5 protein-coding genes and 1 riboswitch are annotated in these 4,624 nt (G+C 63.9%); of the genes, 3 read left to right on the plus strand and 2 right to left on the minus strand.

Annotation, left to right across the window (positions count from 1 at the left end; translation table 11 throughout):
- The coding region (locus tag CP49_RS09190; protein WP_057849960.1) for a hypothetical protein at positions 1-527 on the plus strand (527 nt) is incomplete at its 5' end.
- Between the two features lie 171 nt (positions 528-698).
- The gene (locus CP49_RS09195) at positions 699-1,652 is read left to right on the plus strand and encodes a ribose-phosphate pyrophosphokinase (RefSeq protein WP_057849999.1); all 954 of its coding nucleotides are present in this window, start codon (positions 699-701) and stop codon (positions 1,650-1,652) included.
- 134 nt (positions 1,653-1,786) lie between these two features.
- On the opposite strand, the gene CP49_RS09200 is transcribed toward CP49_RS09195, so the two are convergent.
- Entirely contained in the window at positions 1,787-2,602 is an 816-nt protein-coding gene (locus tag CP49_RS09200) for an SDR family NAD(P)-dependent oxidoreductase (RefSeq protein ID WP_057849961.1), read from the minus strand.
- Positions 2,603-2,755: 153 nt separating this feature from the next.
- Positions 2,756-3,340 carry a 6,7-dimethyl-8-ribityllumazine synthase gene (locus CP49_RS09205; RefSeq protein ID WP_057849962.1) on the minus strand — a complete coding sequence of 195 codons (585 nt, stop codon included), beginning with the start codon at positions 3,338-3,340 and terminating at the stop codon, positions 2,756-2,758.
- 77 nt (positions 3,341-3,417) lie between these two features.
- A riboswitch (FMN riboswitch) is annotated at positions 3,418-3,570 on the minus strand.
- Positions 3,571-3,756: 186 nt separating this feature from the next.
- Here CP49_RS09205 and CP49_RS09210 point away from each other — a divergent pair.
- Positions 3,757-4,624, plus strand: an 868-nt coding sequence (locus CP49_RS09210; RefSeq protein ID WP_063791658.1) for a Bug family tripartite tricarboxylate transporter substrate binding protein, incomplete at its 3' end; no start/stop codon positions are given.

Raw genomic sequence — 4,624 nt, forward strand, 5'->3', positions numbered from 1 at the left:
GCGGCGCAACGACGGGCAGCGGCTCGTTCGCGATGGCGACAAGCGCCGGCGGCGGCGCCACCGTGGCGTTCGAATCGATCGATGGTCCGCCGCCGCAGGTGTTCGACCGGATGGTCAGCGTGCTCGACAGCGAATCGAAGCTACGCAACCTGTCGATCGTGTCTCGCGAGGGCGGGGCTACCTACCGCGTGCGCAGCTATCTCTCGGCGCAGGTGGTTCGCGGCAAGACCGTGATCGCCTGGGTCTGGGATGTCTATGACAACAACCAGCAGCGCGCGCTGCGGCTTTCCGGCGAAGAGCCTGCCGGCAAGGCCGGCCGCGACGCCTGGGCTGCGGCCGATGACCTCATCTTGAGGAAAATCGCGCAGGCCGGCCTTAGCGGTCTCAGCAGCATGGTCAATGGCAGCCCGGATGCGGCACCTGCACCGGCCCCCGACCGCCGCGGTCCCGCGGTGGCGAGTGCGGAAGTGGCGGCACCCGCCCAGGATGCACCTGGCGTCGCCGCGCTCAGTTTCAGCGCCCAATAAACGGCCCCGAAAAGTCCCGTATTGGCCGATTTTTAACCGGGAAAACGACGTCGATGGGTTGCCAGCCGAGGCACCTGCCTGATATCTCCTCGCTCATCAAAACGCGCCGGTTCCCGAGGATTTCTCGATATGCTGAACGTCGTATCCAGCAAGGCGCGGGGAGAAGCGTTGATGGCGGCCAAGAACGGCTCGATCAAGCTGGTTGCTGGCAATTCCAATCCCGCGCTGGCCCAGGAAATCGCCAACTGGCTGCATCTGGCTCCGACCAAAGCGGTGGTCCGGCGGTTCGCGGACATGGAGATTTTCGTCGAGATCCAGGAGAACGTCCGCGGTTCCGACGTCTACATCATCCAGTCGACGTCGTTTCCGGCCAACGACCATCTGATGGAACTCCTGATCATCACCGACGCGCTGCGCCGAGCCTCCGCCCGTCGCATTACGGCAGTGGTTCCCTACTTCGGCTATGCCCGGCAGGACCGCAAAGTCGGGTCGCGCTCGCCGATATCGGCCAAGCTCGTCGCCAATCTGATTACCCATGCCGGCGTCGACCGCGTGATGACGCTCGACCTGCATGCCGGCCAGATTCAGGGCTTCTTCGACATCCCGACCGACAATCTCTACGCCTCACCGGTCATGGTGCGTGACATCAAGGAACGCTTCGACCTCGGCAACGTCATGGTGGTGTCGCCCGACGTCGGCGGCGTGGTGCGCGCCCGCGGGCTTGCCAAGCGCATCAACACGCCGCTCGCCATCATCGACAAGCGCCGCGAGCGCGCCGGCGAATCCGAGGTCATGAACGTGATCGGCGACTGCGCCGGCTACACCTGCATCCTGATCGACGACATCGTCGATTCCGGCGGCACGCTGGTGAACGCGGCCGACGCCCTGATCGCTAACGGCGCCAAGGAAGTCTACGCCTATATCAGCCACGGCGTGCTCTCCGGCGGCGCCGCCGCGCGCATCGCCTCGTCGAAGCTGAAAGAGCTTGTCATCACCGACTCGATCCTGCCGACGGAAGCGGTCAACAAGGCCGCCAATATCCGCACGCTGTCGATCGCGCCGCTGATCGCCGAAGCGATCAGCCGCACCGCGTCGGAAGAGTCGGTGTCGAGCCTGTTCGACTGAACCGTCATTCCGGGGCGATGCAAAGCATCGAACTACGATGCGCAATTGCGCATCGGAGAATCTCGAGATTCCGGGTCTGGTCCTTCGGACCATCCCGGAATGACGGGCTTTAACAAAACCCGTATTTTTCGGCCTCACTCGAATCCCGGTCGCGGCACCAAGTTCATCAGCATATTGGCGTAGCCGCCGTCGACGGTGATCTCCTCGCCATTGATGTAGGACGCGCGGTCGCTCGCCAGGAACAGGATAGCGTCGGCCATATCCTGCGGCACGCCGACCCGCCGCATCGGCACCACGGCGGAGCGCCGCTCGGTCACCCCCGGCGTGTCGTAGAAGGCCTGGCTCATCGGCGTGATCACCATGCCGGGGCTGACGACGTTGCTACGGATACCGTGCGGTCCCCACTCATTGGCAAGTTGCCGCGACAGCATGATCACGCCGGCCTTGCTGACGCTGTAAGCACCGCTCTGCCCCTGCGCGTTGCTGCCGGCGATCGACGCCACGTGAACGAGGCTGCCGCGGCGATGCGCGCGCATCTGCCGGCCGAAAATCTGCGCGCAGAGAAAGTAGCCGGTCAGATTGACCGAGAGAACGCCGTTCCATTCGGCAAGCGTCAAACTGTCGAGCGCGCCGGGCCGCAGCACCGCGGCGGTGTTCACTAGAACGTGGCACGCCCCCACCGATTTCTCGATGGTCTCGGATGCGGCGGTGACGCTCTCGACGTCAGTCGTATCGCAGCGGGCGATGACATGCTCGGCGCTGAGTCTGGTAAGTTCCATACGCGTCACCTCTAGACCACGTTCATCGATATCGATGGCGGCGACGCGTGCACCAGCCTTGGCGAAACTGAGCACCGTGGCACGGCCGATCCCGCCGCCGCCACCTGTCACCACGCAGACACGGCCTGACAGGCCGAGCCAATCGGAAGATTCTTGTTCGGTTCTGACCATCGTGATTCCAATCCAACGCCATGCTCGTCATTGCGAGGAGCGCAGCGACGAAGCAATCCATCTTTCTTGCGGCTCGATGGATTGCTTCGCGGAGCCTGTCATCGGGCGCGCATTCGCGCGACCCGTTGGCTCGCAATGACGGGATGCGTCTCCTTATCCTACTATCCCCGCCGCCACCTGCCCGCGCAGTCTTTCCAAACTGTGCAGCGTGTTGGCGCAGGCTTCCGCGACCTCGACCCCCTTGATGACGAAATGCTTGCGGAAAAATTCGTGGTGCACGGCGCTGTCGTGGAATTGCTGCGGCGTCAGCACCGCCGAAAATACCGGCACCTCGGTCCTGAGCTGCACGTCCATCAGCGCCTTGATCACGGTGTCGGCGACGAATTCGTGGCGGTAAATGCCGCCGTCGACCACGAGGCCTGCGGCCACAATCGCGGTGTAGCGCCGCGTCTTGGCGAGTAGTTGCGCATGCAGCGGTATTTCGAAAGAGCCCGGCACCTCGAACAGATCGACCTGCGCGCGCGCGATATGGCGCACCTCGATCTCTTCGAGGAAGGCGATGCGGCATTCCTCGACCACGTCGCGGTGCCACGACGACTGCACGAACGCTACGCGCTGCGGCTTGACGAAACGCGGATGCACCGGCGCCGGCGGCCGTTCGGGCACGTCAGGGACGTGACCGGCTTCAACTGTTTGGGGTTGGGATTGGACTTCAGGCTCTTGCAACATCTGATTCATGGCTTTCCTCTTTCAGGACCAGAATCAGGGCATACGGAACGCCGTCGGCCCACGCGCAAAGGTGCGAGGCCGCCGCAAACCGTTCTCTTTCATCCGGACTGTAACCGTCGGCTTCGGAATCACACCGAATCTGCTGACCCTTCTCCTCGGGAGAAAAGAAGGCGCTCGCGGGCTTGGGCTACGTCACCCTTACCGCCGGTGGGGATTTTCGCCCCGCCCTGAGAACATCGGCCGTCCGGGATGGACGACCTGATTTCAGGATATGACCAACGCCGGGGCGTCAGCAAGCGCCTTTGGCATGGGGAATCGGCATGTCCCCATGCCGCCGGAACAGGGCGCACGAGCGTGATCCACGGCCGGCCTTACTCAGGCCGCCCCAATTGGGATAGTTTGCTGCCAACAGGGGGACGCTCAATATGAAACTTCTTCGCCGGAATTTCCTCAGACTCGCTGGCGCGCTCGTCGCTATGCCCGCCTTGCCGCGACTGGCGTCCGCGCTCGATTATCCAACGCGGCCGACGAAGATCGTGGCCGGCTTCGCTGCAGGAGGCGGCGTCGACATCACGGCGCGGCTGATCGGCCAGTGGCTGGCCGACCATCTCAAGCAACCCTTCGTCGTCGAGAACCGCACCGGCGCCGGCGGTAATATCGGCACCGAGGCGGTCGTGAATGCGGCGCCCGACGGCTACACGCTGTTGCTGGCGACGGTGCCAAACGCGGTGAACGCGTCGCTCTACGAAAAGCTCAGTTTCAATTTCGTCCGCGACATTGCGCCGGTGGCCGGCGTCATTCGTGTGCCGATGGTGGTGCTGGTGCACCCCGCGGTGCCGGCGCAGACCTTGGCCGAATTCATCGCCTACGCCAAAGCCAATCCCGGAAAGGTCAACATGGCCTCGGCCGGCAGCGGCAGCGCGCCGCATATGGCGGGCGAGTTGTTCAAGATGATGACCGGCGTCGACATGGTCCACGTCCCCTATCGCGGCCAGGGTCCGGCAATGACGGATCTGATCAGCGGCCAGGTGCAGATCCTGTTTGCGGCCGCGCCCGGCACCGCCGATCACATCAAGACCGGCAAGCTGCGAGCGCTCGCGGTGACGACGGCCACGCGCATGGCGGAGCTGCCGGAGGTTCCGACCGTGGGCGATGTCGTGGCAGGCTATGAAGCCAGCCAGTGGTACGGCTTCGCGGCGCCGAAGAACACGCCGGCCGAGATCGTCGACAAGCTCAACAAGGAAATCAATGCCGCGATCGCTGATCCCGGCATGAAGGCCCGGCTTTTCGCCC

The organism is Bradyrhizobium valentinum, assembly GCF_001440405.1.
GTDB classification, from domain to species: domain Bacteria; phylum Pseudomonadota; class Alphaproteobacteria; order Rhizobiales; family Xanthobacteraceae; genus Bradyrhizobium; species Bradyrhizobium valentinum.

What these genes read in the sequence shown, in the direction of transcription:
- CP49_RS09195 (WP_057849999.1), top strand. Translation starts at nt 699, where the DNA reads ATGGCGGCCAAGAACGGCTCGATCAAGCTGGTTGCTGGCAATTCCAAT.
- CP49_RS09200 (WP_057849961.1), bottom strand. Translation starts at nt 2,602, where the DNA reads ATGGTCAGAACCGAACAAGAATCTTCCGATTGGCTCGGCCTGTCAGGC.
- CP49_RS09205 (WP_057849962.1), bottom strand. Translation starts at nt 3,340, where the DNA reads ATGAATCAGATGTTGCAAGAGCCTGAAGTCCAATCCCAACCCCAAACA.